Raw genomic sequence first — 26,356 nt, 5'->3', positions numbered from 1 at the left:
AAAGGGATTTTTCTAGTCGCTGTTGAAATGCCATAATCGCTAAAGGCATGCCTAATTTTCACACGCGCTTTGCCTGAAATGGAAGTTAAAGGAATAGAAACCTCAATCGCTTTTTTATCATCATTAACTTTAATCAAACTCACAAGGGTGTCCTTGAAACAATTTTTTAAAATATTCTAAACGCGCTCTTTTGTCTTTTAAAAAAGCGTCTTTAATTTTTAAAAAAGCAAAATTGTCAATAATAATATCCAAATTGCCAAAATAATAAGGGATTTTAGGGGCGATTTCCTTAAAATAATGGATATATTGGTAATAAATCAATTTATCTTGACTGATACGCACCGCATTTTCGCTTGGCGCGTTTAAAAAAGTTTTGTTGCGTTTAAGAGCGTTAATGTCTCGCATAGGGAAAAAATAGCCCACGCATGCCCCAACCTTTTTAGCGTTAGGGTATTTATCCACATAATTGGCTATATAGTCAAAATCGTTTAAGCATAGCGTCGTATCGCAATCAGTTGGAAAAATAAAACGCCTAATATCTGCATAGTCCATTCGCCCTCGCTCATATAAAGCTATCACAATAGGAAATTAGTTACTTTTAGTGAAAGATTTAGAAGAAACAACCAAAGCGTCTAAAAGCCTGTAATGATCCTTAAATAGCTTTAATTGCTTAAAATTAGCTTCTTTGATGAGGTAAGATAAAGGGTGTAACACGCAAATAAACGCCGGCTTTAAAATTGCAAAAGATTTTAAAAAACTTATCCCTAAATCCCTGGATTTCAAATCGTTGTCTATTTCAAAAATGAAATCTTTATTTTTAATATCTTGTTTGATAAAGGAAGTTCTATCGTTATAGGGGGGATTGCCCACGATGATTAAAGGTTCATCTTGGCTAATACCATAATTTTCTCTTCTAGGATTGGCTAGAGCGTTTATTATTAAAGCACCACACTCAAGGTCAATATCCGCTCCTATTTTTTTAGGGTGGTGGAGTTTTAAAAACTCTTTATTACCACATGCGGTGTCTAAAAGCGTGTAGTTTTCAATACCAACATGCTTTTTTAAAAGCTTGTAAGCGCAATCCACTAAATAAGGGGGCGTGTAGTAAGCCCCTAAATTCACGCTCTCTTGTTTGGTTAAATGTTTAGGGGTTCTAATCAAAATCCCTTACACATCTAGTTGCTTCACATCTTTAGCATGCGCTTGGATAAAGGCTCTTCTAGGCTCTACTTCATCGCCCATGCAAAGCGAAAAGATCGCATCGGTTTTTTCCAAATCTTCAATTTTGAGTTTGATGAGACTGCGGTTTTCTTTATGCATGGTCGTTTCCCACAAATCATTAGGGTTCATCTCGCCTAACCCCTTATAGCGCTGGATATTCGCTCCCTTTTTAGCGTAATTTTCCACTTCTTCTAAAAACGCCAAAATATCCTTATTTTCTAGGAAATCCAAATTGTATTCCATAAGCTTTTGGTAAGTGTAATTCGCTTCTTCAAACAACACTTCTTTAAAGAGGTTGTCATCTAGGTTAAATTCCACCAAGCCTTTAGGGGTTTGCGCATGCAAATGCAAGCTTTCTTCAGTGGCAAAAGAGCGTAAGATCTGATAATTCAAGCCCTCTAATTTTTCTAAAATGCTCTTTTCTAAAACTTTCATATCAAGGCTTAAGGCGTCCTTAGTCTCAATCAAAAAGCGTAAAACTTCTAGCAAGTTGTAGCGTTTTTCTAATTCCAAAAGCGTATAGCGGTAATGGCGCGCCACTTTTAACAAATTCATCAAATCGTTCTTGCCAATCCCTTCAATATCCACCGAATTGATGCCATGCTCAATTAAAAAATGATCCAAAGCGACGCCGTCTTTAAGATAAATTTCTGTCTTGCCTTTCTTGTATTTATAAAGAGGGGCTTGAGCGATATAAACATGCCCTTGTTCAATCAGCGGGCGTAAATAACGATAGAAAAAAGTCATCAGCAAGGTTTGGATATGGCTCCCATCCACATCAGCATCGGTCATGATAATGATTTTATGATAGCGCAATCTTTCTATATCAAAGCTCTCTTGAATGCCGCACCCAAAAGCCGTGATCATGTTTTTAATTTCTTCTGATTTTAGAATCTTTGACAAATGGCTTTTTTCCACATTTAAAATCTTACCTTTTAGAGGTAAAATCGCTTGGAAAACCCTATCGCGCCCTTGTTTAGCGCTCCCGCCCGCGCTATCGCCCTCCACTAAAAAGATTTCACTCTCAAGCGGGTCTTTGCTCTGGCAATCGGCTAATTTTCCAGGCAAAGTGCCGACACTCAAATTATCCTTTTTCCTTGTAAGCTCTCTGGCTTTCTTACTGGCTTCTCTGGCTTTTGCGGCTAGTAGGGCTTTATTAGCGATGATTTTAGCTTCGTTAGGGTTTTCTTCTAAAAATTGATGGATTTTATCATAGACTAATTTTGAAACCAACGCGCGCACATACGAACTGCCGAGTTTGGATTTAGTCTGCCCTTCAAACAAAGGCTCGCTCATTTTCAAGCTCACAACAGCGATCAACCCCTCTTTAATATCTTCAGAAATGGGGCGCGACTCTTTGGTTTTAATGTTATTGTCAATATATTGCAAAATCGCTTTAGACAAGCCCATTTTAAAGCCCGCCTCATGCGTGCCGCCCTCAGAAGTCTTAATATTATTCACAAAGCTTAAAGTGTTTTCATTGTAATCATCAGCATACGCTAGAGCGACTTCTATAGAAGTGCGCGTTTCTTCATCCATGCTTTTAAACGAAATAATGGGGGTGAGCAATTCTTTTTTAGCGCTGTCTTTAACGAATTGTTTCAAGCCGTCTTTATAGAAATAAGTCTCTTGCAGTTGGGTTTTTTCTTCTTTGAAAGAAATTTTTAAGCCGTCATTAAGATACGCCATTTCTTTGAAGCGTTTTTGCAAAATACCCGCTTGAAATTCAACGACTTCCATCACGCTTTCATCAGGGAAAAATTCAATGGTCGTGCCGCTTTCTTTAGCGCTTTTGGTTTTGCCAATGATTTCAAGCTCGCTAGTAGGAATACCCTTTTCAAACTCTTGGCGATAGATTTGACCCTCTTTTTTAATGGTCATAATCAAGCGTTTGCTTAAAGCGTTCACAACCGAAACGCCCACGCCATGCAAACCGCCTGAAACTTTATAAGTATCGTTATCAAACTTGCCCCCCGCATGCAAAATCGTTAAAACCACGGTGCAAGCGGGGATTTTTTCCGTGGGGTGAATATCTACAGGAATGCCTCGCCCGTTATCTTCTACAATGCATGAACCCTCATCAGTCAAAGTGATATTAATCGTATCGCAAAAACCCGCCATGCTCTCATCTACAGCGTTATCCACGACTTCATACACCATGTGGTGCAACCCACCCACATTGGTATCGCCAATATACATTCCAGGGCGTTTCCTAACCCCCTCTAAGCCTTTTAAAACCTTAATACTATGGCTCTGGTAATTTTGCATTCAAATCAGCCTTTATAGTGTGATTGGCATCATCAAAGTGGAAATTTTAGCGTTCAGGTGGCTTTGCTTTTCATCAAGAGGCTCTTGGATCAAAAAAGGCGAAGAAGGCTCATTGCATTTTAAAACGAATTGCGTTGTCCCTAAAGCGTTTAAGGCTTCAAGGAAAAATTTCGCGTTCACGCCCAAATGAAAGGCTTTTTCAATATCCAAACCTTTTTCAATCTCAACAGAGGTTTTAGCCGTTTCGCTATGCTCAGAATCCAAAGATTCAAACAAAGCGTTGTTTTTTTCTAAAGTGAGTTTAATGGTGGAGCTTAAAGAACTGCACAATTTAATGCTCTCTTTAAATTCTTCCTTGCCTAAAGTGAAAGAAGAAGTGTATTCTTTAGGGAGGATTTTTTGATAATCAGGGTAATTCCCATCAATGAGCTTGGTGAAAAAAGCGTGCGTTTCGTTTTCAATTACTGCTAACATGCCATCGCTTTTAAAACTGAAATTTTCATAAAAAAGCTTAAGGATTTCTAATAAAGCTCTTTTAGGTAAAATACAAGAGATATCTTCTTCAGTGGAATGGATAGAGATTTTTTCTAACTGCGTGTAAGAGAGCCGTTTGGTATCCGTGCCTACTACTGAAAGGGTTTGATGTTTTTGATCAAATTGCATTAAAATACCGGCTAATTCCCTTTTATGGCTGGTTTGCTCAATCACAGGAGCGATCTTTTTAAACGCATCTGTTAAAAAGGGGGCATTGACTTCTAAACTCACTTTTGGCTCAATAACAGGGAATTCAGGGAACTCATCAGCGTCAAACATGGGGAGTTTGAAAGAGCTTTTATTTTGTTTGATCACCAAGCTGTCATCTTTAGTCTCTAAAATAATATTAGAGTCTTTCAAACATGAAATAATATCTAAAAACTTTTTCCCGTTGATCGTGCCAACGCCCTCTTTATCGCTAGATTGCGTAAAAATATAGCTTTTTAGCCCAATATCTGAATCGCTGGCTTTTAAAAAAAGCTTTTCTTTAATGACTTCTAAATGGATGTGTGAAGCGATAGAAGAAGCGTCCTTTTTATCCAAAAAAGCTTGCAAGTAGCGCAAAGTGTTTTCCAAATCGTTTTTACTAACACTGATTTTCATAATTGAATAATCCCCTTGAATTTTTAGTCTTATTATAGCATAAAAGAGCGTTTTTTTAAGGGTTTAAGCGTATTCCTACCCCTATACGATTGGAAAAAACATCGTATTCATACAAGCCATCGCCATAGCCGTTAAACCATTGCGCATAAATCCCTACAAAAGGGTTAATGCGGTAGGTATAGCCTAAGCGGAAAGCCCCATGCCAGCGATCATAACGCCAGTATTGCGTGAAGATATCATAAAGCTGCAATTCAAAATGATGGCGCCCTCTCCTGTAATCTATTTTAGCGTTACCATACCCCATGTAATCAATCAAATTAGGGTTGGATTGATCATAAGGGACATAGGGCCAATAAGCGACCATGATTTTCAAGCCCCCCTTTTCCCACACCAAACGAAACACAGGGCGTTGCCCCGCACTCACAGAGCGACACCCCCCCAGCGCACGTCTTTTTGCCCGTTATAATTTTTAACGATTACAGGCTCTCCTGGAAACTGGTTTTCAGGATTGCCTTCTTTATTAAAAGGTTGATAGCATTGTGCACCCCCCACGCCATTAGAAATGTGTTGCCAACCTATCCAAATCTCAGAAAAATTCCCTATTTTACCCCCAAAAGGTTTAAAATTAATAGGATAAACATAGATGAGTTCAGGCATGAAATTGATCATTCGCATGGGGGCGGATTGAGGGTTATTGTAAATTTGAAACCAGTTAGTTTGGGTATAAGCCAAATAAAGCGTGCCTTTAGTCCAAAGAATATGCCTAAATACAGGCACTCTAAAACTGATTTGGAATTTAAACTCATTGCGTTGATACGGGTTGATATTAGGGTGGTACCATTGAAAAATGGGGGTGAAACTATGATAAAAAGGCAAGAAATAAGTGCCTAGACAATCCATCATGTTTAAATATTTTTTAGCAAAATCCACCCAAGAATGTTCTTTGGGGGCTTTTTGTGGAGGGAGATACCAGGCATTGGACAAATCGTTTTGCGTTTTAATGATGTGTAAATCCTGTTTGCGCAAATAGTAGTTATAATCCACCTTAAAATTATCTTGTGAAAATTTTTTGCTTTCTAACTGACAAACTACAAAAATCATAAAGAGCAAAACGCTTTTCATCAAGCATCCTTATTTCACTTAAATTGCAAGATGAAAATCGCTAAAATCACTACAGGCGCGATAAAACGAACGCTAAAATGCCACGCTTTAAAGGCGCTTATATTAAAGAAGTGCTTCGTGGCTAAAAAAGAGCGCTTTTTATTTAAAACCCACCCCACAAATAAGACTGAAAACAAGCCTCCCAAGGGCATTAAAAACGAAGAAGTGATGAAATCCAGCCACCCGAACACGCTCTTATGAGCGAAGCTCAAAAACTTAGCGTATCGTTCATTCATAGAAAGAATGACTAAAACGCCTAAAACATACACAACAATCCCTATCCATAGCGACGCTTGAGTGCGCGAAAAATTAAAACGATTAATGAGATAAAGCACTAAAGGCTCTATCAAAGAAACCGTAGAAGTGATCCCGGCAAAAACAAGTGCTATAAAGAAAAAAAGCGATACAATCTGTCCGCTTATTCCCATTTTAGCGAAAGTCAAAGGTAAGGAAATAAAAACAAGCCCTGGCCCTTGAGACACATCTGCATGGTATTCAAACACAAAGGTGAAAATCATCACCCCAGCAATCAAAGAGATTAAAATACCGGGCAAGACAATAAATAAAGAGCTTTTGAATAGATTTTCTTTTTTAGGCGTGAAAGCTGAATAAGTAATGATCGTGCCTACCCCCAAACTCAAAGAAAAGAACATCTGCCCTAAAGCGTCCATCACAACCTTAAAATCAATCTTTTGAATCTCAAAATTAAATAAAAAGCGCAAAGCCTTAGGCATGCTTTCTAAAGTCATCGCATAAATTAAAAGCCCTATAAAAATCACAAACAATAAGGGCATAAGCACGACATTTAATTTTTCAATCCCTTCTTCAATCCCCCTAGAAACAAACCATATTGTCGGCAATAAACATGCACTAAAGCCAATAACAGGCCAAATTAAACTGCCATTTTGAAGCATGCTAAATTGCATTTTAGCCTGCTCTAAATCTTTAGGCAAATCAAAAGTTACTACAAAAAGATAGTAAAGCACCCAGCCTAACACCACCGCATAAAAGGATAGAATGAGAGGGCCGCCTAAAATAAAAAAAGAAGTGAAAGGGTAATATTTTTTCCTTTTAGGATCTAAGATTTGATAATTAGAAACAACATCTTTTTTACCCAAATTCCCAATCAGCATTTCCACTAAAAGCATAGCAATGCCTAAACTCAAGGTTAGCACCAGATATAAAAGCACAAACGCACTCCCCCCATTATGGCCAACCATATAAGGAAAGCGCCAAATATGCCCTAAACCGATAGAGCTACCCAAAGTGGCTAAAATAAAGCCTAATTTAGAAAATTTTCCCATGCCAAATATTTTAATAAATCTTGCTCAACCAAATGGAAAACACAATTAAAGGGGTGATGTATTTAAGCAAGAAATACCAAGTTGCAAACAATTTAGGACCTAAAAAGTGCGCGCTCAAGAGACGCAATTTTTCTTTTTTCAAAACCCAGCCCATAAAAATAAAGGTTGCCATCCCGCCTAAAGGCATGATAATGGTGCTTGAGGCAAAATCCAACCAATCAAAAAGACTTTTTTCAAAGAAAGTGAGGTAATCTTTATAATCCTTATGGAGCGAGAAAATCAACACCACGCCTACGATAAAAATCAACGCTACAAGACCCCAAGTAACCTTAAAACGAGAGTATTGATACTTTTCGGTAAGATACATCACGCTTGGCTCTAATAAAGCCACCGTAGAAGTGATGCCAGCAAAAGCGAGCGCGAGCAAGAAAAGAATTGAAACAAGAACGCCTATCGCTCCCATTTGGCCAAAAACCACCGGTAAAGAAGTGAAAATTAACCCTGTGCCTTGCGAGACATTCGCCCCGTATTCAAACACAAAAGTGAAAATCATAAGCCCTGCCACAAGAGAAATTAAAATCCCTGATAAAACCACCCAAATCGTGCTTTTAAGCAAATTCTGCGTTTTATCCGTAACCGCAGCATAAGTGATATTGATCCCTAAACCGATGCTTAAAGAAAAGAAAACCTGCCCCAAGGAATAAGTGAACACTTGAGAAGTCAAATCTTTTGGCTTGAAATCAAACATGAAATGGAAAGCTTTAGAAAAAGAATCCATGCTCATCGCATAAAAAAGCAAACCAAAAAAAGTGGCAAAGAGTAAGGGCATTAAAACCAAATTGAGTTTTTCAATGCCTTCTTTAATCCCCCTAGAAACAATCCATCCGGTTATGAATAAAACGCTAAAAAGTCCTATGGATTGTAACCCTATAGACTGCAAAGTTTGAGTAAAAATTTGTTCAGATTCTTGGATATTGTTAGGCAAATTAAAACTAACACTCACCAAATAATAAAGCACCCAGCCTAAAATAGTGCCATAAAAAGTCAGTATTAAAGGTCCAGAAATAAGCAAAAGCCCTGCGTATTTCCAGCGTTTTTTAGGGTTAATGTCAAGCTCTTTAAAAGCTTCTGTTACATTTTTTTGCGTGCTTTGTCCTAATAGCATTTCAGCGATAAACATCGCCGCACCAACGCTTAAGGATAAAAATAAAAATAATAAAACAAAAGCACCCCCACCACTCACCCCAGTCATATAGGGGAAGCGCCAGATATGCCCTAAACCTATCGCGCTCCCTAAAGCCGCTAAAACAAATCCTAATTTAGAAAAATGATTACCCATATCCTAACTACCAAACTCCTTGTCAATGATTAAAATTAAGGAGCTATGTCCTTAATCGCCCAACTATTGCTGTATTAGTTTTTTGAAATCTTTAAAAACCCTAAGATTTAAGAAAAAACCTACTTTCAAAAATACCTAAAAAATTATAAAGCAACGCCCCTAGATTATACTATAGTTAAGTTACATATTGTATAATTTTAAGAAAGTTTCATTATTTAAGTAAGGGGAATTAATGCGCTGTAGGGTATATTACGAAGATACCGACTCTGAAGGCGTGTTTGTCATCCGCTCTATCAAAGCGGATTTTTTTACCCCTGCGAGTTTGGGACAAGTCTTAGAAATAAGAACGCAAATTAAAGAATTAAGAAAGGTTTTTGTGGTGCTTTTTCAAGAAATTTATTGCATCCAAAACGCTTCTTTAGAGCCTATGAAGCCTTTTAAAGTCTTTGCTTCAGAAATCAAGTTTGGCTTTGTCAACCGCTCTACATACAGCCCTATTGCCATTCCTAAATTGTTTAAGGAGCTTCTTAGTGCCGTCTGATTCAGAAAAACCCACTATTATTTACCCTTGTCTTTGGGATTATAGGGTGATTATGACCACTAACGATACAAGCACATTAAAAAAGCTTTTAGAAACCTACCAACGCCCCTTTAAATTGGAATTCAAAAACACTTCTAAAAACGCTAAATTTTATAGCTTTAATGTTTCTATGGAAGTTTCAAACGAAGCAGAACGGAACGAAATTTTTCAAAAAATCTCACAATTAGAGGTTGTGGTGCATGCGCTTTAATCTTTTAAAACAAACGCCTTGAATTTTTCACCTCTTTCTTTATACGAAGAAAATTGATCCAAACTGGCCGCGCTGGGTGAAAGCAAAGCGATTTCATTTTGCAATAAAACGCTTTTAATTTCTTGAACCGCTTTTTCTAATTTCAAACAAACCTGACAAGAAACATTAAATTCTAACGCTAAGGCTTGGACGATAGAAGCGCTTGATCCTATGGCATAAAGGCTTATTTTATAGTTTTTAAACTCTTCAAAAAGGGGGGTTAAATTAACTCCTTTAATATCGCCCCCTACAATCAAATGGATTTTTTGATTCTTAAAGGTTTTTAGGGCTTGTAAGGTGGCATCAATGTTCGTGGCCTTGCTGTCATCTACCCACAAACGCCCTTCTTTATCCCTAAATTCTTCCATTTTATGCGAGCCGATTTTAAAAGCGTTCAGTCTTTTAAGGGCGTTTTCTCTATAATCTTGCCATTTTAAATTCTTTATTTTTAAAAATTGCTCATAAACTAAAAGGGCTAAGGCAGCGTCTAATAAAAACGCTCCCTTAAAAAAAAGAGCGTTAGAAGGGATTTCTAAACGTTCTAAAACCTCTTCGCTGTGATCAAAAAAGATTTTTTGCGCTTGCGAGTTTTGAATAATAGGGTGTTCTTTGAATTTTAAAGGGAGGATAGCGAGCGAAGTTTTAGGCATCAATGTTAGAACCTTGAGTTTAGCGTTCAAATAATTTTCAAAATTGCAATGCCAAGTCAAATGATCGGCTTCCACATTGATGAGCAAGTAGATTAAAGGGTAAGCCTTGTTAGTGTAATGCAAAGAAAAAGAGCTTGTTTCTAACACCCACAAGGGCGATTGCTTTTCAAACAATTCAATCAAGGGCGTGCCGATATTCCCCCCACTCACAGCCTTAAAATCTTCTAAAAGCGCAGTGAGCATTTCTGTCGTGGTGGTTTTACCATTAGTGCCGCTAATGCTTATCATCGTAGGCGTGAAAGAATGATCAAACAAGCTATCAATATAATCGTATTCGCTCATTAAATGCTTGGCTTTCATGACTAAAGGGTGCGTGAAACTAATGCCCGGACTGACTATCTCTAGTTGGGAATTATTAGGGTTAAAATCCTTACTGGGATAACAAAGAAAACCCTCGCTATCCTTATGGAATGAATGGAATTTATCATCAAAAAATTTGACTTCATTATGGTTTTTTTTAAAAAAACGCGCTAGGGCTAGAGTGGTTTTTCCATGCCCCAATAAAGAGATTTTCATTTTAACGCACCTTCAAGCTTAAAAGAGCGACTAAATTACTCAGCATAGAAATGATCCAAAAACGCACGATCACCTTATTTTCTGCCCAACCCTTTTGCTCAAAATGATGATGGATGGGCGCCATTAAAAAAAGGCGTTTTTTACGGGTTTTATAACTCCCTACTTGCAAGATCACAGACAAAGTTTCTATTACAAAAATAGACCCCATTAAAACGAGTAAGATTTCATTATGCGAAACAATAGCGTTATAAGCGATAAACCCTCCTAAAGCCAAACTCCCGCTATCGCCCATAAACACGCTTGCCGGGTTGCAGTTATACCACAAAAAGCCAAAGAGCGATCCCACTAACGCTAGCGAAATCACAAACAATTCCCCCACATCTATGACTTTAGGATAAAGTAAGTATTTAGAAAATTCCGCATTCCCTGCCACATACACAAAGATAGAAAGGCTTAAGAGGGTGAAAATGCTAGGCACACTCGCTAAGCCGTCTAAGCCGTCGGTTAAATTCACCGCATTGCTCGTGGATAAAAAAACCAACACCCAAAAACCAACCGCTAACATCGTGGGCATTTCAAACAAGGGGTTTTTCAAAAAAGGCGCGTATAAAAAAGTGTCCAACCCCTTAAGACTCAATAAAACAGACACTATAAGCGAAAGGATAAAAAGCATGCCAAATTTCATTTTCGCGCTCATCCCGGCGTTGCTTTGCTGGTTGATTTTAGTGTAATCGTCTCTAAAACCCACAAAACTAAAGCCCACTAACACGATTATCCCTAACAACACATAAAGATTGCTCAAAGACGCGCACAACACGCTCGCAACAATGGTTGCAAAAACAAACACAATCCCCCCCATCGTAGGGGTATCCTTTTTATTCTGGTGGCTTGGCACGAAGCTAGAAATGGGCTGGTTAGCCTTTTTAGCCTTGGCCCATAGAATGAATCTAGGCATTAAAAAAAGCGTGAGGAAAAAGGCTATGAAAAACCCTAACCCTGCTCTAAAAGTCAAATACTGGAAAAGATTGATATTGAAATAGCCATATAGTAAAGAATAGAGCATAAAATCCCTTGTGGTAAAATCGCCATGCTTGAAATTAGAAAAAAGAAAATTGTAGCGCAAATTGGCTCGCTTAAAATCAGCATGAGTTAAAGTATAATCACGCTATAACTTAATCTTTGGGAGTGTTTCAATGAATTGTTTCTTTTTCAAGCGTTTATTTTTTTCTCAAAAACTTTGTTTTAAAGTGCTAATCGCTTTGGGGCTTTCAGGTGCGTTGGTTGGTTGTGCGATTAAATCAGTTGCTGAAGTAAAACCCCAAAACCAACAAGAAAAACCCATTCAAGTTAATGAAAAAATTCAAACCACCCAAAAAGTAACGCCATTCCATTTTAACTACTCCTTGCATGTGGCTCAAGCCGCACAAAATTATCGTTTGATCGGTATTTTAGCGCCACGCATTCAAATGAGTGATAATCTAAAGCCTTATAGCGCTTTATTCCAAGATGCTTTAAGGCATCAAATCCAAGCTATTTTTGAAAAAAGAGGCTATCAAACGCTCTTTTTTAAAGATGAAAGCGCTTTAACTCCGCAGGATAAAAGAAAGCTTTTTGCCGTTTTAGATGTGAAAGGCTGGGTGGGCGTTTTAGAAGATTTGAAACTCCTTTTAAAAGATCCCAATAACGCAAACGCCCTCACCGCTCAAAGTTCAGGCTCTGTGTGGTTTAGTTTTTATGAGCCAGAAAGTTATCGTGTGATTTATGATTTTAAGGTGGGGTTAGGAGATTTTCAAGCAATTGTGCATGCTTATAACAATAACCATTCTTTAGGGTTTAATCTTAAAAACAATCTTTTCACCGGTTTAGAGAACAATAAACAGGATGCGATCCATCAGATTTTAAACAAAATATACGCTTCAATCATGAAAAAAGCCGTAACGGAATTGACGGAAAAAAATATTTCTCAATACAAAGAAGCGATTGATAAAATGAAAGGGTTTAAAACCCCTGTCTCTCAAAAAAAGGGCTTTTAAACAAATAATTTAAAAATTTGTTTTAAAATCAGTCTTTTTAAAGGTTATTTTAAGTATAATGCAAATTTTATTTCAATATTTAAGGATACACAATGGCAAAAAGATGCGCTTTAACTTTCAAAGGGCCTATGATAGGCAATCATGTCAGTCATGCGAACAACAAAAACAAGCGCCGCTTGCTCCCTAACTTGCGATCGATTAAGATCCAATTAGACGACGGCACGACCAAACGCATTAAAGTGGCTGCTTCCACTTTAAGAACCATGCGTAAAGGGGCTTAGTTTTTAGAATTTCTATCCATTTTGATTGTAGGGGTGGTTTTGGTGTTTTTGATAACCTTTTTAAAACTCCCCTTAAATCTAAACTTCTTTTTGAGATTAAAACACAGCCTAAATTAGGTTTAGCGTTTTGATCAAACTTAGAAGCAAATGCTTTCAAAAGAATTTATTTTGATCTAGGAATTGGTTTTGTTTGAAAAGTTGAAATTTTTTAAAATCAAAAAAGACGATGAAAATCAACCAGAAGTCAATTTAAATTCTGAAATCTATGAGCAATTTAAGGTCTTTAGACTCCCGCTTATTTTAATCCAATTGCTCGTGCTTTTAGGCACTCTAGGATACTTCGCCCTAGAAAATTATAGCCTTATGCAAGCTTTCTTTCAAACGACTTACACCATGACAGCTACAGGGTTTGGCGCTTTAAATGAAAGCCAGTTTGGGCCTATAAGTATTTTTTTAACTTCCATTTTAATGTTTTGTGGGACGGGAATTATTGCTTTTAGCGTGGCTATTTTAGTTAGCGTGGTCAATAAAGGCACGCTTACCAGATTGATTAAGGAGAAAGGTATGATTTATAAAATCGCGCGCCTTAAGGATCATTATGTGATTTGTTACCACAATGAATACACCATTGAATTGAGCAAGCAGTTCCGCTCCGCTCAAATCCCCTTTGTGGTCGTGGATAATGACCCTAGTTTTGAAGAAGAAGCCATTAAGCACAAATACCCCTACTATATCATAGGCGATCCGCACACCAATTTAGCCATGCTAAAAACCCACTTGAGCAGCGCTAGGGGCGTTGTGGCGTTGTCTAAGATTTTACCGGTGAATGTGGCGTTAATGGTGAGCGTGCGCTTGTTTGAAAAGGAATTAAAACGCAAACCTTACTACATCATTGCGAGCGCGCACAGCGATGAAGGCTTAGAAAAATTAAAAAAATTGGGGGCTGATATGGTGGTTTCCCCTACAAAGCTTATGGCTCAAAGGGTGAGCGCGATGGCGGTGCGTCCGGATATGGAAAATATCTTAGAGCGTTTTATCAATAAAAAAGACACGCTTTTAGACTTAGAAGAAGTGATTGTCCCTAAAACCAGCTGGCTTGTGTTAAGGAAATTAAAAGAAGCCCATTTTAGAGAGATCGCTAAAGCCTTTGTGATTGGTATCACTCAAAAAGATGGCAAATACATCCCCATGCCCGATGGGGAAACGATTATTGCAAGCGAATCCAAGCTATTGATGGTTGGCACTTCAGAAGGCGTTGCGACCTGTAAGCAACTCATTACTAGCCACCAAAAACCAAAAGAAGTGGATTACATTTCATTGTGATCTCACACAGCCCTTTTTATAAAATAAAAAAGGCTTGGATCTCATCAAATATGGATAATAAAATCTAAAAAATGCTAAAAACATTTTTTACAATCAATAGTAAAGGGCTTGAATTTAGTCAAAAAGGTTTTAATTATCCATGCTTGATGAGAACAGAGCCAAAATTTGAATGGATTTGACGCTTATTTTCTAACGCCCATAAGCCAATAAAAGTTGGTATTTTAACCCATTCAAATCTTTTAGCCCTCTTTACTCAAAGGATTATTGAAATTTTTCAAACCATGTTTTAAGCTATTCTGTGGCTGGTGTCCCATCGTTGCATTTGTAAGCCTTAACGCTTTTTTTGAGTTTCTTGTTCTAAAAGCATTCTCGCCTCTTCTATCAATTGATTTTCTAGCTTTTTAATTTCGCTTTTGATGTTCTCGGTGTTAGCGTTTAAGGTGTTGGTTACTTCTTGCTCGTTAGCGTGCATGCTTGTATTGAAATCATTGAAAAAGCGCTCGTATTCTTTCATTTTTAATTTCAAGCTCTCGCCGGCGTTAGTCAGCCACTCAATGGAATTTCTCAAACTGCTATCAATCTCGTTCGCATTCTTGAAAAAATCCAAACTCAAAAGCACTTCTAAAATCCTAACGATCCCTTTAAGGCTCAGTTCCACTTGCTCAGTGAAAAGATGATTACCTTTTAAAGCGTTCTGTAATTGCTTTAAAAGCTCGTTAGTGATTTCTTTCACTCCAGGCTGCTCGGTTATTTCTAGCGCGCTATTAGGCAAATTAGGGTAATTCATTTTAACACTCCATGATTATCTATAAGAGAGAGAGTAACGCGCACCCCCACAATGAGATAACTCATTAATAAAAAAACATAAAAAGCATACATTAAAAAACATTTTTAACTTTTTATTAAGTTTTTTAATGGTATCCCATTCATCATTAGTTACTTCCATGTTCAAATCCTTTTCTAATTCGCTAACGCTGTCAAATTTCAAACTTTTAGCTTTTTGAAAATCTTTCTGTTTCTTTTGCCACTCATAAACTAAATAACAACCTACCACTAAAAACCAAAGCCACAAATGAGGCTTATTGGTAAAACTCACGCCCAAACACACCATATTAAGACCAGAAAAAAAGTAAAAGCGTTTTGATGCGTTTATCAAGTATCCTTCTCGCTTCTAAGATAATGTCAAATGGTTTCATTTCTTTCATTTTTTTAATTTACTCCTTGACTTTTTCAAGTTTTTGTTTTTTTATCCCTTTCTCGCTTTCTTTTTGCATGTCTTTAACGGCTTGAACTAAGCGGTTTAATACGGGATTGTTTTCATTCGGCTCTCTATTGACCATTAAAAGGTAATGCGTGAAGTCGTAAATGTCAATGTCCTTAAATTCCTTACTATCAGGGTTAAACATGTCTTTGGTAATATCTGCTATTTTAAACTCTTTCAAGCCTTTTTTAATGTTATCACTCTTTAACGCTTCAAATAACGCCTTAGAAGGATCATCAAACCTCGCAAATCGCGCGATCGCACCTCCTAAAATCTCGCTGATATCGCTCGCGCTTTGATCGCTCTTTTCAAACATGTCTAAAGAACTCGTTTTATAGAATTTCTCGCTCAAGTCTTTCAAGCTCTCGCTCGTGCTTGGGTAATTCTTTAAATTGGCAAAACTGCGATCCATAATATCGCTTAAATAAGCGTTTAAACTCACGTTAGGGAAGTTCATGTCGTGGATGAGATTGTGAAAGCTTCCGGCGTTATCTACAAACATTTTTTTAACCTTTTCATAGCTTTTAATGTCGTTAGAAAACTCTTTTTGCCAGCGGTTGAGTAATTCTATCCCTTGCGTTTTAGTCCTTGGCATGTTGAACATTAAAAGCGCTAAATTACTATCGCCCACATTAGGGTGGGTGGCTTTGTCAAAATTAAGGTTTTTAGCGACGATGTTTTTTAAGGAGTAGATGCTATCAGCGTCTAATTTCTTTTCTAATTCTTTCAATTTCGCTTCGTAATGGCTTAAAACCGCTATTGCATGATCGCTCTCGCTGTTAAAGCGTCCTTGATTGCTTGAAGCCGCTAAATTGTTGATCTCGGTGTTGTCTAGGCGCTTGTTTGGCACTCTTACTAACAATTCGTCCGGCGCTAAGTCTATATGATAGTATTCCTTGATCGCTTTGTTGTAAATGTATCTGCTTTTTGGCGTGAAGTTTAGCATGCCTTGGATGCGGTGGTTCCCTGCGATCACTTGCCCATCATGTAGAATGATTGGTAAATCCTCAAAACCTCCGCTCCCAAATATCTTTTTAGGATCAAAATCCTCCGCTATGCTTTTAATCTGTTCTTCGTTCATGTCCGTTCTCTTTTGTGCCCCGCCTGTGGTAAAGCTTGGTTTTAGATCTTTAGCTTTCACGATCGCATAATCCAGATCGTAAATCTCTCGTTCGTTCAACCTCACTCGGCTTTTGGGGATCTGCGCTTGGATTGATGCGGGTATATCTTCTCCTACTTCTATTTTAGTCTGGCTTTCAATATTGCCCGCATTCCCTCGCTCGTGTTCTAATTTCTTTTTTAACGCTTCTTTACGCTTTAATTCTTGCTCTTTAGCTTTTAAAAATTCCTGTTCGCTTTCTTTGGCTTCGCTTTCTAACTTCGCTAACTTTTCGGCGTTGGCTTGCTCTAGTGGGGATAAATTTGTAGGTTTTGGTGTGGTTTCGTTTGAATTTTCTGTTCTTTTTAATAAATCCTCTTGACTATTTAGCGGTTTTGGTGTAGGATTATCTGTAGCACCACCATGGGAACTCAACCCATGGGGCACCTTCGCATTAGCGTTGAGTGAGGTGCTTGAAAATTCTTTATAAACATCATTATTTTTATAACTCCCATTGTTCTTATACATCGTTTTTAAAACTAATTCATTTTTCTTATTGACCGCTTGCTCTACCACTACCGTATAGCCGTTAATTTGTTTAAACGCCGTGATAGCTTCTTGATTGTATTTGTCTATAGTCCTAAGAATGGCATCAGCGTTATTAACGATATATCTATAATTCGCTATATCCTCGTAAGTGATAGGGCTTTCTCCATTTTTAACATTGACAGAATTAACGCCATGCCTTTTGAGTATGTGAGCGATAGCATCATGATCTAAACTCGATCTTATGTTTTCAGGGTGTTTAAAGTTAGCGTCTTTTAAAAGTTCTAATTCTTTGTTAGAGGCTTTTTCTATAATCATTTTTTTGTTGTTTTTGTGCAGGAATTCAACCATTTCAGGGTTTAGGTTATTCACTCCAAAAGTGATAGCGTCTCTCCCGCTTGTAGGGATTTCTGCGTTATTTAATAGCTCTTTGATTTGCTCGTTAGTGAGTTTTTTATTAGAAAAATCAAACGCTTTTTCTTTGATTTCTTCGCTGGCTTGCTTGATTCCGTTAGTAAGCTCTTCAATGATTTTAAGCGTGTTGTTGCTAAATTTAGCGTTTTTGGCGCTCAATTCTAAATTCTTACTAAAATCGCTTATAGAGTGGCTTCTTTCTAACGCTCTTTTTAGGTGATACTTTAAGGCCGCGCCTGCGGTGGCTTCATTCAAGGCTTTGGGGAGTTTAATCCCTAAAATGCGATCGGGCGCGTTGCGGTATAAAGTCCCTAGCGTGAATTTAGTCCACTGGTATTTTAACGCTCCGCTCAAAGTGGTCGCTAACCCTTGGCTCAAGTTTTTCGTAATAGCGGGTTTTAGGCTTTCAGCGATCTTAGCGTCGTTTTTAAAAAGCTTATGAAATCCGCTCGCTATGTCAATGTATTCTTTAGCTTTGGGTGTAGTAAAAACATCGTTTTTAAACTCGTTCAATTTGTTTAAAAACTGCGTAGGTGTGGTGTTTTGTTCTAGTGTATTAAATATTGAATAATAAAATTAAATAAGGCTTTTTGAGTATTGATATTTGATTGGAGTGAAGCCTTTTAATATTTTAAAAAGACTAATCAAAAATATCCATTAAGGATAAAAGGCTAGTACATCCTAAAACCATAAGTGATGTTAAACATGATATGGCTTCGGTCAGAATACACATTGTGCGTTAAAGGTTGCGTGCCAGGCCCATTAGGATCGACTGGAACATACATGCCACAATACCCAATACAATAGCCTTTTTTGGTGATATTGCCATAATATTCTAGTTTTAAATCCATTCTAATATTATACTTATTAGAAAAATAACTCAAAAAGAGCGCGAGACTCCTTTCATCAGCCCTTGGGCTATCCGTCCAACGGCCTAAAATTTTCCAACTAAACCCTCTATATTGTGAGCCTACATATAAAAACCCGTTAATAACATCAGCGCCAACAATATTGTTAATTTCTGCGTCATAAATACTATTCGTCCAAATGTTATACCCCAAAGGGTCCCCATAAATACCTATATCACCATTAGCGTTACCGATATTTTTATAGACGCTACCCCCAAATTGCCACTTGTTATAATAAAAACGGGTGCGGAAAAAATAAGTTTGCCCGCTCTTTCCTAACGGCACTTGTTGGAAGAGGATAATATCGTTTTGATTAGCCGGAGTAGCAAAAATGGGGAAAAACCCCACGAAAGTGCCTACAAAACGAAAGCCCTTATTGTTGAAATTAGGGTTGGTGTCGTAAGTGATATTAATGCCTGGCGCATACATTCTTTGAAAGATCGCATAAAAATAAGGGTTGATTTTTAGATTGTCTTTTTCGTATTTTAAATCAGCCACCATTAGAGCCTTACCGCTTGTATAGTAACGCCCGAAATACCAAAACCAGTCGCTTGACGCTGAAGCCCTAGCGTCTGAATACATCACCCTTAACCTGGTGTCTTTGTATTTGACAAAGCCTTCAACCCCTTGAGTGTAAGAAGTGAACCAATCATACTCTTCAGCATCATAGCGCCCCCCTTTCACGCCAAAACTGAATTTGTCTTTCTTGTAGTTGTAGCTCAAAAAAGCGTTATGCACCATAGCCAAACGAGGTTTTTGCACGTTTAAACCGCTATGCCCTGCATACCAGCCAATGTATTGCCAAAAGATACCCGCACCAAAAGGATCGGTCCTAGAGCCGGGCTGACCATTAGGGATATTATTGCCTTGATAGGCGGTAGAGTCATAGGGAAGTGCTGCCATCATCGCCCCCACTTCCGCCCTCAAGCCCTTGTATAACCCCATGCTCAAATTCAATTCGCCGAGTAAAGAAGTGTAACTACCTGTAGGATAAATGTCTTTGGAGGGCTGGTATCTTTGGTTGTTAAAGCCAAACTTAGTATAGCTGCTCACCTTTCCAACAATACTCATGTTAAATTTATAAGCTTGAAGTTTGGATAAAAAAAGACCAGAAAAAAGCAAAAAAAATAGAGCGTAAAGAAAATATTTCTTAATTTCCAAAACCCTAACTCCCAAAGATATTAAAATAAAAATACAAAAAAAGGCATATCTAAGAGAATAGGGGAACTCCCTTAGAAACTATAACTGATGTGTGTCATCAAATGGCTTCTGTCTTGAGTAATGCTTTTTGCGATACCACCCATGTTTTGAGGGCCTTGCGCGAACGCCGAAGATTCAAACAAACCATTATTCAAGTTGAGCGGCTGACCGTTTGGCCCAAGGAAACCGGTTCCAGGGTTGTAACCCGCACGAATTTGGAACTCTAACCACACGAGTTTGAGACCCGCTTTAACATGCTTGCTGAACTGATAGTCTAGATACATACCAATACCATATTCCAATGCCCTTGGAGCGGTGGTGAAGCGCTGATAAACGCTCCAACTGAACTTACCGTGCTTGCCTCCACCTTTAACATACTCGGTGAACGCGTCAGCGTCGGTAATGTTGTCAATCCCCGCAAACCCTAAGCTATAGATGCCACCGACCCATTGTTCGATACCATCAAGAGCCACAGGGTTACCCCAAGTACCTAAGTTCATGTTAGGGTTACCGATGTTGAGGTAAGCACCACCAACCACAAAGTAGTTGTTAATGTCTATGTGGTGGTGCAAATAGAGCGTCGCACCACCAGGACCTTGCAAGCCACGCCACTTACCATTATCCAAGAACGGATCCCAAGTGTTATAACGAGCGGGCGCGTAACGACCGTATTCAGCGTTATTCCAACGATAGTCATACAACACATAGAAAGTCGTTTTATTCCTAATACCTCTACCGCTAAACTCAGGATTGGTATCATACTCTATTTTAGCACCGGGCAATGTACCTACCATTGGGATGAGATACACATAAGGGTGGATCATCAAATTCTTTGTAGGGCGATAAATAATACCGGCTTTATGAATACCCCAAGGCTTTTCACGATAAATGGGGAACAACCATTGACCATCAGCGATACCACGACCCCAAGAGCTAAAGAGCAAGAATTTCATCTTGTTCGTAAGCTTGAAAGTCCCATAAAAACCTTGGAACAATTGGTAAATCCAATCCATTTGCTCCTGCTCGGTAACGTCAAAGCGCCCCATGACCATATGGACTCTGCTACTATCATAAGTAAGATTCGCTTTATAAACTTCATAGCGCCTTGAACCACCAGGCAAATAGGCGTTAGCCGGATAGTAGTTAGGGAACAAGCCGTTCCACTCACCCATATATTCCCAACCAATACCTCTAGGGTCAATGACACCGCCTGGCCCTTGCTGTTGCCACATTTTAGTCGCATTCATACAAAGACTCAAAGAATCCGTGCCGCAAGAAGTCTTATCCCAATAGCTTGGGGGGGTAAAATCCTTTGCCCACCTATCATACTTAGTGCTATCATAAACTTGTCCGCCCAAAACACCGCCTAAATTCACGGTCCATCCCCTACCTAAATGCACAGACCCCTCTAGCTTACCCGTAAGGTTAACAAAAGTTTCTGTGGGATAGATACCTTTAACAGGGTTAATGGGCGAATGGTTAAAACCCACTTTGGAGAAGTTGATAAAATCCCCATGCACTTCATAAGTAACCGCCCCTAATGAACCCGTAGTGAACAATAGTGGCAAGGTAAAACGCTTTAGCAATGTAGTCGCAACTTTTCGTTTCTTTAATTTCATTCCTCTTCCTTACTTTACCTGAGAATAGATAAATTACTATGTAAAAGTAATTCTAGCATAAAAGAATATAGATTTAGTTTAAAATCAAGCTAGTTTTTCTCAAAATTTACAAAATTTAAATTTTCAAACGCCAGTTTGCTAGTGAAAAAGCTTCTATTTTACATAGTTTTACATAGTCGCTTTAAAAACTATCTGCATTGATAGTATATAATATGATAATATCTTAAAGCTAAAAATGGTTTTTACATCAATACATAGATTAAAAAAATGACAATAAGGAGCAAAAATGAAAAAAATTGGTTTGAGCTTGTGTTTGGTTTTGAGTTTGGGTTTTTTAAAAGCCCATGAAGTGAGCGCTGAAGAGATTGCGGATATTTTCTATAAACTCAACGCCAAAGAGCCTAAAATGAAAATCAACCACACTAAGGGGTTTTGCGCTAAAGGCGTGTTCCTCCCTAATTTGCAAGCAAGAGAGGATTTAGAGGTGCCACTACTCAATGAAAAAGAAATCCCTGCGTCTGTAAGGTATTCTTTAGGGGGTGCGATGATGGACGATAAAAGCAAAGTTAGGGGAATGGCGTTAAAATTGGAAAATCAAAACGCTAGTTGGACAATGGTGATGCTCAACACAGAAATCAATTTTGCCAAAAACCCTGAAGAATTCGCCCAATTTTTTGAGATGAGGATTCCTAAAAATGGCAAGGTAGATGAAGCAAGAATCAAAAAGCTTTATGAAGAAGTCCCCTCTTATAGGAATTTTGCCGCCTATATGAAAACGATAGGGATTAGCTCAAGCGTGGCTAACACGCCTTATTATAGCGTGCATGCGTTCAAGTTTAAAGATAAGGAAGAGAAATTATTGCCTGCGAGGTGGAAATTTGTGCCTAAAGACGGCGTTAAGTATCTTAACCCCCAAGAATTAAAGCAAAAAGATTCAAATTATTTGCTCTCTTCATTCCAACAACACCTTAAAACTAAGCCCATAGAATACCAAATGTATCTGGTGTTTGCGAATCAAAATGATGCCACCAACGACACGACTGCGCTTTGGAAAGGCAAGCATAAGGAATTATTAGTGGGGACTTTGAAAGTTGAAAAATACGAAGGAACGGGTTGCAATAAAGATGTGTATTTCCCAGCTGATCTCCCTAAAGGCGTAGAAGCCCCTACTGATCCCTTGTTTCAAATCAGGAATGAAGTTTATGGGATCACTTTTAGCAGAAGGCAATAAAAAAGATAGGGTGGATCAATATAAGTTGGTTGCAAAAATGCGTTTTTATGGGTTTAGGGAAGTGGAATTTTTGTTTAAAACTTTTAAGCGCACCCACTAAAACACTTCCTCTCTTATTTGAGGCACACCATAATCTAGGGCGTTTAAAATGGCATGCTCTAAAATATAACCTCTCTCTTTAAAAGCGTTACAAATTCGTTGGAACAATTGCCCTTTTTGCATAGACATCAAACCCACCACATTTTCAAAAACAAATATTTTTGGTTTCACTAAATCTAAGAGCCGCAAATATTCTTTAAACAGATTCGCTTTTTCATCCATTTTTCTTTTGCCAAGGGTAGAATAGCTCTGGCATGGTGGTCCGCCTAGCAGAATGTCAATTGGAACGCATGGCAAGTTGTGGCAATGAAGTTGCGCAATATCGCATAAAATGGTTTGCGTCTCTTTATGGTTGGCTTGATAGCTTAAAATGGCGTCTTTGTCTATATCGTTAGCCCATATTAATTCAAAATGGGGATGCACAGAAAAGCCATAGCTCAACCCTCCAGCACCACAAAAAATATCGGCTACTTTATACAAGTTTTATTTCTTCCTTTCATCTAAACCCACACTTTTTTAAATGGAGTAAAACTTAAAACCCTTTTTTGAAATTGGGTTAAGATCATTTATTCAATCTTTTAAAGTTCTGCCAGGTTTGTCAATCGCCTTTCTATGGATGGCCTTTTCTCTGTTTTGAGCTTTTTGAGTGATATTAGCATGCTCATCTTTAATATCGTTTGGCCAATCTTTACCTTGCTCTCGCGCATTCCATTCGGGTAATGCGTCATTATTATTGTTTCTATAATCCATTAGGCAAGCTTGCTCTAAAAGTTTATAGCTGATGCTTGCGTCTTTGATTGCATAAAAACCAAACAAGCCTTTCACTTGAGTTTCAAAATTAGGTTGATAAATCATGTAAAATTCTATTTTAGCCCCTGTGAGTATCGTATGGTAAAGAAAATACCACACGCCAAAACTTCTAATGCTAGGCCTCCCTTTGACTCCTCCATCTTTATAAATATTGAGCGTGCTTTTAATCCCATCATCCGCTTGAGAGCCACCAATTTTTTTAATCTCACCATCCACTACAATTAAATACACTCTAGCCACATTTTGAGTCAAAATATTTTGAGATAAAGATTGATTGTTTTCATCTTTTAAATCCTTAAGATAGTTGAAATTCAACTTTGTGCTGTCTTTCACATATTCTACATCAGCGATTTTAAAGGCAGTTTTGACTCCGCTAATATGCATTTTTACTCCTTGATGATCAATAGCTCATGAGATTGTTTGACATGGTTATTATCGCCTCTTTCTAAGCGGTTTTTACCCATTCTGGTTTCGCCTTGTCCCATAGTGTATTGCCAAGAGGGCTCTAAAATTTTAAAATCCTTATAAGCATTCCTTACCAATTCGCAGTCATTATAGCTTAAAATAAATGGTCCTTTATGCCTTTTTAGCATGTGAGCCAATACTTCATGTTTAAAACCATTATGGTGGATAGGAAAATTACGCATAGGATAAATCCCCTTAAACATTTTAGAATTTTCTAACACATAAGGGGGGTCAAGATAGAAAAAATCATTAGGATAAGCGATCAATACTTCTTCAAAACTAGAGCATTCCACCTTTAAACTAGGGGCGTTAAAATCTTTAATTTTTAAAAGAGCGTTTAGATAGCGTTGTTTATCGGTATAAATTTTACTCATCCACCCCAAAAATCCCGGCCCATAGCTTAAATTAAAGTTAAAGTAATAATCTCTAGCCAAAACTAAAGAGTCTAAAACGCATTCTTACTAGAATGTTAGTTTCTGTCTCTAAGTCTCATAGAAAGGGACTTGAAAACTATGGCAAAGACATTAAAACCTAATTTAGATAAAGATGAGTTAAACACACTTTATAAGGCAAATCTTGCTTATGCTAAAAACACGCATGAGCATTATTTCAAATTTAAAAAAGATTTAGACTACAAACTCTTTAATCCTAGCATTATGCATGGGCAAGGTTCTATAAGCTTTGTAGGCGGACAAGGAGCTAAAAGATTATTAGACATACTCTACAAGCTCGCATTTAATGCTAAGTCTAATAAGATTGCCCTAGATAGACATTACGCCAAAATGTTTTTGCAAGTTGTAGCAAGAACTCTAAGAAAGAATGTCAATATATTAGAAGAGCAAGGTTTTATTGAAGTCATTAAAGGAAAACAAAGATACTTGTATGTGTATCTTAAAGATTACAGAGAATTAGAGAGCTATAACTACATAGGAGCTAATCAAAAGAACAATATCCCATCGCCTTTTTTCTTACAGATTATGCGTTTCTTAGAAAAGTTTGCCAAAGAAATTGAGAGAGTAAAAATTAACAACAAAGAATGTGTTATGCATATTCCTAGCCAAGAGCTTATGCAAAGAGTTAATAATGTTGTTTTAAAATTCACGCCTATTTCTAATCCTAATACCACTTACACTTTATCCTACAAGGATTTAACAAACAAAGACATTCCTTCTAATCTTTGTTTCTATCAAACAGCCATTGTGAAGAAAAATCTCTTAAAGGCTTTAAAAGACAAAGAATGTGTAGGCGAACCTATTAACAACTCACCCAAAGTTTCAAACTACTTTTCAAACTACTTTCAAGAGAGTGTTTAAGAATGACACCAAGCACAACTTTAAGTATTTGTTTCAATAAGAAAAACAGCAAACTGATTTTACAAATTGATTTTTCGCAAATGGATACCGAAACACAAGAAAAGTTTTTAGCGGATTTGTTTAAAAAAGCTTTACAAAAAATCTACAAGCTTATTGGATAACAACAACTGAAACTAAGAATGAATTAACAAGAGAAGAGTTTTCAAATTTACTAAAGGAAAACAATGATTGAACTAATCTTACACAAGAAGTCCATACAAATTGATGAAACATTGCTGAATGTAAAAGAGCATTTAGAAAAGTTTTATTCAAACAAAGAACAAGAGACAATCGCAAAAACCTTAGAGAGCCAAACAGAGCTTACTTGCAGTTATTTATGGGATAAAGATTTTTCATTGCTAGAAAAGCATTTAGAAAATAGATTAGGGCATTTTACTTTTGAGAGTGAGTTTGCCCTACTAAAAGACAAAGAGCCTTTGAATTTAGCTCAAATCAAACAAATCGGTGTTTTAAAGGTTATTACCTATGAAATGACACAAGCCTTAAAAAATCAAATCATTCATTTAACGCAAGTTATCAATGAAGAAAATTTAGAGTTTGATGAAGAACTTGTTATTTATCACTTAGATTTTAAGCTCAATCAAAATACTTACAAAGTGTTAGCGAAATTTTGCGTGATTAAAAAAGAAAGGAACATTGCATGGAAAAATTAAGGCATTTTAGAAAGCTTATCGCCTTTTTAGGTTTTTCACCTCTTTTATTACAAGCGGATATGACTACCTTTTTTAATTCCATTGAACAACAGCTCACTAGCCCTACGGCTAAAGGCATTTTAATGGTTATTTTTTTAGGACTTGCTATTTTTATATGGAAAAACTTAGATAGATGGAAAGAAATTTTAATGACCGTGCTTGCTATTGCAATTGGTGCTGCAATCTTTTTTAAAGCCCCAGCCTTAGCTAACTGGTTTATGAGTATTTTTTAAAAGAAGTCCCCATGCAATTAGTTGGTATTTCAGTTTCTAATCTCAAAGAAATCAGCTCCAAAGAAAAATTTCTTTGGCTCAATGCTAAGAGTTTTTTACTCTCAGGATTTGTGCCTTTTATTATGATGCCTTGGCTAGATATATTGAACTCTTTTGTGCTTTATGTGTGCTTTCTCTTAATTTTTAGCATAGCGGAGTTCTTTGATGAAGATATAAGTGACATTTTAATCGCTCATTCCAAAATTAAAACCAAAGCTAATTCATTTTATGCTTAAAAGGAAAA

21 protein-coding genes and 6 pseudogenes are annotated in these 26,356 nt (G+C 37.4%); 11 read left to right on the top strand and 16 right to left on the bottom strand.

All coding sequences use genetic code 11. The features are described from left to right. Nucleotides 1-129: 129 nt before the first annotated feature. From CS889_RS02660 to CS889_RS02635, 6 genes and pseudogenes are all read right to left on the bottom strand, one after another. Nucleotides 130-1,122, bottom strand: a pseudogene (locus CS889_RS02660) (adenine methyltransferase). Nucleotides 1,123-1,167: 45 nt separating this feature from the next. Continuing rightward, complete coding sequence (gene gyrB, locus CS889_RS02655; protein ID WP_089086765.1) at nt 1,168-3,489, bottom strand: DNA topoisomerase (ATP-hydrolyzing) subunit B; 2,322 nt, start codon at nt 3,487-3,489, stop codon at nt 1,168-1,170. A 12-nt stretch (nt 3,490-3,501) separates the two neighbouring features. Continuing rightward, a complete protein-coding gene (gene dnaN / locus CS889_RS02650; RefSeq protein WP_089086764.1) occupies nt 3,502-4,626 on the bottom strand; it encodes a DNA polymerase III subunit beta in 1,125 nt (374 codons plus the stop codon). Between the two features lie 55 nt (nt 4,627-4,681). Further along, nucleotides 4,682-5,748, bottom strand: a pseudogene (locus CS889_RS02645) (phospholipase A). Nucleotides 5,749-5,762: 14 nt separating this feature from the next. Continuing rightward, nucleotides 5,763-7,091 (bottom strand): sodium-dependent transporter, encoded by a 1,329-nt coding sequence (locus CS889_RS02640; protein WP_089086763.1) that lies wholly within the window; start codon nt 7,089-7,091, stop codon nt 5,763-5,765. A gap of 10 nt (nt 7,092-7,101) precedes the next feature. After that, on the bottom strand, nt 7,102-8,430 hold the full coding sequence (locus tag CS889_RS02635) for a sodium-dependent transporter (protein WP_000526620.1): 1,329 nt from the start codon (nt 8,428-8,430) through the stop codon (nt 7,102-7,104). Nucleotides 8,431-8,662: 232 nt separating this feature from the next. On the opposite strand from CS889_RS02635, the gene CS889_RS02630 reads away from it, so the two are divergent. Together CS889_RS02630 and CS889_RS02625 are read left to right on the top strand one after the other, a co-directional pair. After that, complete coding sequence (locus CS889_RS02630; RefSeq protein ID WP_089086762.1) at nt 8,663-8,971, top strand: acyl-CoA thioesterase YbgC; 309 nt, start codon at nt 8,663-8,665, stop codon at nt 8,969-8,971. Continuing rightward, nucleotides 8,961-9,221, top strand: coding sequence for an HP0495 family protein (locus CS889_RS02625; RefSeq protein WP_089086761.1), 261 nt, complete (start codon nt 8,961-8,963; stop codon nt 9,219-9,221). Before CS889_RS02630 ends, CS889_RS02625 begins: the two co-directional genes overlap by 11 nt. On the opposite strand, the gene murD is transcribed toward CS889_RS02625, so the two are convergent. Both murD and mraY read right to left on the bottom strand, forming a co-directional pair. Beyond that, complete coding sequence (gene murD, locus CS889_RS02620; RefSeq protein WP_089086760.1) at nt 9,218-10,486, bottom strand: UDP-N-acetylmuramoyl-L-alanine--D-glutamate ligase; 1,269 nt, start codon at nt 10,484-10,486, stop codon at nt 9,218-9,220. The two genes, CS889_RS02625 and murD, sit on opposite strands and share 4 nt — an antisense overlap. Nucleotide 10,487: 1 nt before the next feature. Beyond that, the gene (gene mraY, locus CS889_RS02615) at nt 10,488-11,549 is read right to left on the bottom strand and encodes a phospho-N-acetylmuramoyl-pentapeptide-transferase (protein ID WP_089087378.1); all 1,062 of its coding nucleotides are present in this window, start codon (nt 11,547-11,549) and stop codon (nt 10,488-10,490) included. A gap of 130 nt (nt 11,550-11,679) precedes the next feature. On the opposite strand from mraY, the gene CS889_RS02610 reads away from it, so the two are divergent. The 3 genes from CS889_RS02610 to CS889_RS02595 all read left to right on the top strand — a co-directional run bounded on the left by CS889_RS02610 (nt 11,680) and on the right by CS889_RS02595 (nt 14,123). After that, nucleotides 11,680-12,519 carry an HpaA family protein gene (locus tag CS889_RS02610; RefSeq protein ID WP_089086759.1) on the top strand — a complete coding sequence of 280 codons (840 nt, stop codon included), beginning with the start codon at nt 11,680-11,682 and terminating at the stop codon, nt 12,517-12,519. 92 nt (nt 12,520-12,611) lie between these two features. Continuing rightward, on the top strand, nt 12,612-12,800 hold the full coding sequence (gene rpmB, locus CS889_RS02605) for a 50S ribosomal protein L28 (protein ID WP_001118998.1): 189 nt from the start codon (nt 12,612-12,614) through the stop codon (nt 12,798-12,800). 186 nt (nt 12,801-12,986) lie between these two features. Next, entirely contained in the window at nt 12,987-14,123 is a 1,137-nt protein-coding gene (locus CS889_RS02595) for a potassium channel family protein (RefSeq protein WP_000461999.1), read from the top strand. Nucleotides 14,124-14,362: 239 nt separating this feature from the next. Here CS889_RS02595 and CS889_RS02590 read toward each other — a convergent pair. The 5 genes and pseudogenes from CS889_RS02590 to hofC all read right to left on the bottom strand — a co-directional run bounded on the left by CS889_RS02590 (nt 14,363) and on the right by hofC (nt 21,170). Beyond that, a pseudogene (locus CS889_RS02590) lies at nt 14,363-14,910 on the bottom strand (hypothetical protein). Next, nucleotides 14,907-15,328: pseudogene (locus CS889_RS02585) on the bottom strand (RipA family octameric membrane protein). The pseudogenes CS889_RS02590 and CS889_RS02585 overlap by 4 nt, the downstream one beginning before the upstream one ends. 9 nt (nt 15,329-15,337) lie before the next feature. Next, nucleotides 15,338-17,899, bottom strand: a complete 2,562-nt coding sequence (locus CS889_RS02580; RefSeq protein WP_462674952.1) for a DUF3519 domain-containing protein — start codon at nt 17,897-17,899, stop codon at nt 15,338-15,340. A 215-nt stretch (nt 17,900-18,114) separates the two neighbouring features. Next, the gene (gene hofD, locus CS889_RS02565; RefSeq protein ID WP_089086753.1) at nt 18,115-19,512 is read right to left on the bottom strand and encodes an outer membrane beta-barrel protein HofD; all 1,398 of its coding nucleotides are present in this window, start codon (nt 19,510-19,512) and stop codon (nt 18,115-18,117) included. A gap of 71 nt (nt 19,513-19,583) precedes the next feature. Next, nucleotides 19,584-21,170, bottom strand: a complete 1,587-nt coding sequence (hofC, locus tag CS889_RS02560; RefSeq protein ID WP_089086752.1) for an outer membrane beta-barrel protein HofC — start codon at nt 21,168-21,170, stop codon at nt 19,584-19,586. Nucleotides 21,171-21,456: 286 nt separating this feature from the next. Between hofC and CS889_RS02555 the strand changes: the two genes are divergently transcribed. After that, the gene (locus tag CS889_RS02555; protein ID WP_089086751.1) at nt 21,457-22,401 is read left to right on the top strand and encodes a catalase family peroxidase; all 945 of its coding nucleotides are present in this window, start codon (nt 21,457-21,459) and stop codon (nt 22,399-22,401) included. 159 nt (nt 22,402-22,560) lie between these two features. Here CS889_RS02555 and CS889_RS02550 read toward each other — a convergent pair. From CS889_RS02550 to CS889_RS02540, 3 genes and pseudogenes are all read right to left on the bottom strand, one after another. Then, a pseudogene (locus tag CS889_RS02550) lies at nt 22,561-22,923 on the bottom strand (DNA cytosine methyltransferase); the annotation flags it as partial. A gap of 147 nt (nt 22,924-23,070) precedes the next feature. Beyond that, nucleotides 23,071-23,694: a GIY-YIG nuclease family protein gene (locus CS889_RS02545; protein ID WP_089086749.1), complete on the bottom strand. Its 624-nt coding sequence runs from the start codon at nt 23,692-23,694 to the stop codon at nt 23,071-23,073. A 2-nt stretch (nt 23,695-23,696) separates the two neighbouring features. Then, nucleotides 23,697-24,233: pseudogene (locus tag CS889_RS02540) on the bottom strand (DNA adenine methylase); the annotation flags it as partial. A 54-nt stretch (nt 24,234-24,287) separates the two neighbouring features. Between CS889_RS02540 and CS889_RS02535 the strand changes: the two are divergent. The 5 genes from CS889_RS02535 (at nt 24,288) to CS889_RS02515 (ending at nt 26,348) form a co-directional block, all read left to right on the top strand. Beyond that, nucleotides 24,288-25,088, top strand: a complete 801-nt coding sequence (locus CS889_RS02535; RefSeq protein ID WP_089086748.1) for an integrase — start codon at nt 24,288-24,290, stop codon at nt 25,086-25,088. A 2-nt stretch (nt 25,089-25,090) separates the two neighbouring features. After that, nucleotides 25,091-25,249, top strand: a complete 159-nt coding sequence (locus tag CS889_RS02530; RefSeq protein ID WP_231899360.1) for a hypothetical protein — start codon at nt 25,091-25,093, stop codon at nt 25,247-25,249. A gap of 63 nt (nt 25,250-25,312) precedes the next feature. Continuing rightward, the gene (locus CS889_RS02525; RefSeq protein ID WP_089086747.1) at nt 25,313-25,801 is read left to right on the top strand and encodes a hypothetical protein; all 489 of its coding nucleotides are present in this window, start codon (nt 25,313-25,315) and stop codon (nt 25,799-25,801) included. Then, nucleotides 25,789-26,073 (top strand): TrbC/VirB2 family protein, encoded by a 285-nt coding sequence (locus CS889_RS02520; protein WP_000413637.1) that lies wholly within the window; start codon nt 25,789-25,791, stop codon nt 26,071-26,073. Before CS889_RS02525 ends, CS889_RS02520 begins: the two co-directional genes overlap by 13 nt. An 11-nt stretch (nt 26,074-26,084) precedes the next feature. Further along, a complete protein-coding gene (locus CS889_RS02515) occupies nt 26,085-26,348 on the top strand; it encodes a hypothetical protein (RefSeq protein ID WP_001177718.1) in 264 nt (87 codons plus the stop codon). Nucleotides 26,349-26,356: the final 8 nt, after the last annotated feature.

The sequence above is a fragment of the Helicobacter pylori genome (genome assembly GCF_900120335.1).
GTDB lineage: Bacteria > Campylobacterota > Campylobacteria > Campylobacterales > Helicobacteraceae > Helicobacter > Helicobacter pylori_BU.
This window is presented reverse-complemented; position numbering and strand designations above follow the sequence as displayed.

Coding starts and splice junctions, on each gene's coding strand:
- gyrB (WP_089086765.1), bottom strand. CDS start 3,489: ATGCAAAATTACCAGAGCCATAGTATTAAGGTTTTAAAAGGCTTAGAG.
- dnaN (WP_089086764.1), bottom strand. CDS start 4,626: ATGAAAATCAGTGTTAGTAAAAACGATTTGGAAAACACTTTGCGCTAC.
- CS889_RS02640 (WP_089086763.1), bottom strand. CDS start 7,091: ATGGGAAAATTTTCTAAATTAGGCTTTATTTTAGCCACTTTGGGTAGC.
- CS889_RS02635 (WP_000526620.1), bottom strand. CDS start 8,430: ATGGGTAATCATTTTTCTAAATTAGGATTTGTTTTAGCGGCTTTAGGG.
- CS889_RS02630 (WP_089086762.1), top strand. CDS start 8,663: ATGCGCTGTAGGGTATATTACGAAGATACCGACTCTGAAGGCGTGTTT.
- murD (WP_089086760.1), bottom strand. CDS start 10,486: ATGAAAATCTCTTTATTGGGGCATGGAAAAACCACTCTAGCCCTAGCG.
- mraY (WP_089087378.1), bottom strand. CDS start 11,549: ATGCTCTATTCTTTACTATATGGCTATTTCAATATCAATCTTTTCCAG.
- CS889_RS02610 (WP_089086759.1), top strand. CDS start 11,680: ATGAATTGTTTCTTTTTCAAGCGTTTATTTTTTTCTCAAAAACTTTGT.
- rpmB (WP_001118998.1), top strand. CDS start 12,612: ATGGCAAAAAGATGCGCTTTAACTTTCAAAGGGCCTATGATAGGCAAT.
- hofC (WP_089086752.1), bottom strand. CDS start 21,170: ATGAAATTAAAGAAACGAAAAGTTGCGACTACATTGCTAAAGCGTTTT.
- CS889_RS02555 (WP_089086751.1), top strand. CDS start 21,457: ATGAAAAAAATTGGTTTGAGCTTGTGTTTGGTTTTGAGTTTGGGTTTT.
- CS889_RS02545 (WP_089086749.1), bottom strand. CDS start 23,694: ATGCATATTAGCGGAGTCAAAACTGCCTTTAAAATCGCTGATGTAGAA.
- CS889_RS02535 (WP_089086748.1), top strand. CDS start 24,288: ATGGCAAAGACATTAAAACCTAATTTAGATAAAGATGAGTTAAACACA.
- CS889_RS02530 (WP_231899360.1), top strand. CDS start 25,091: ATGACACCAAGCACAACTTTAAGTATTTGTTTCAATAAGAAAAACAGC.
- CS889_RS02525 (WP_089086747.1), top strand. CDS start 25,313: ATGATTGAACTAATCTTACACAAGAAGTCCATACAAATTGATGAAACA.
- CS889_RS02520 (WP_000413637.1), top strand. CDS start 25,789: ATGGAAAAATTAAGGCATTTTAGAAAGCTTATCGCCTTTTTAGGTTTT.
- CS889_RS02515 (WP_001177718.1), top strand. CDS start 26,085: ATGCAATTAGTTGGTATTTCAGTTTCTAATCTCAAAGAAATCAGCTCC.